We start from the raw sequence: 639 nt of genomic DNA, 5'->3' as shown, positions 1-639 counted from the left end.
AGTACGTGCTGGGCGTGCTCGATGCGGGCCAGCGGGCGGACGTTGAGCGTCGCATCGCCAGCGATCCCGGTTTTGCCCGGCTGGTGACGCAGTGGGAACACCGCCTGGCCCCGATGCTGGACGCGATGGGCAGCGAAGCCGTCCCGGCGCATCTGTGGCCACGTATCCGCACCTCGCTGGGCTGGTCGTCGGTATCGACCCACGCACCGCGCGCGTGGCAGCGCACCGGCTTCTGGCAGGGCATGACCGCGCTGGCTGCGGTGGTGGCGCTGGTGGCGGTGTTCAGCCGCCGCGAGCTGGAGCCGGTGGCGCCGGCGCCGGTGACCACGCCGGTGGCGGTCACACCGACTGCGCCGCCGACGCCGGCCGAACCGGAGCAGGCGACCCGACCGGTCACCCCGTTGCTGCGCGACGATGGCAGCCCCGGCTGGCTCGCGTCGGTGGACAAGGCGCAGGGCAAGGTCCTGATGGTGCCGGTGCCGACGGCGGCCGACGCGGCTGGACGCGCGCCCGAGCTGTGGCTGATTCCGGCTGGTGGCACGCCGCGTTCGCTGGGCCTGGTGTCGATCAACCGCGCCCATACCGTGACGGTGCCCGACGCACTGCGTGATGCGCTGGTGAACGGGTCTGTGCTCGCGG

At 73.1% G+C, this 639-nt stretch carries 1 protein-coding gene; it reads left to right on the top strand.

Annotation, left to right across the window (positions count from 1 at the left end; translation table 11 throughout):
- The coding region (locus tag AC1DN0_RS41225) for an anti-sigma factor (protein WP_477146626.1) at nucleotides 1-639 on the top strand (639 nt) is incomplete at both ends.

It is taken from the genome of Cupriavidus sp. 05N39, from assembly GCF_056397325.1.
Note: the sequence above shows the minus strand (reverse complement) of the source record. Positions and strands in the feature narration are given on the sequence as shown.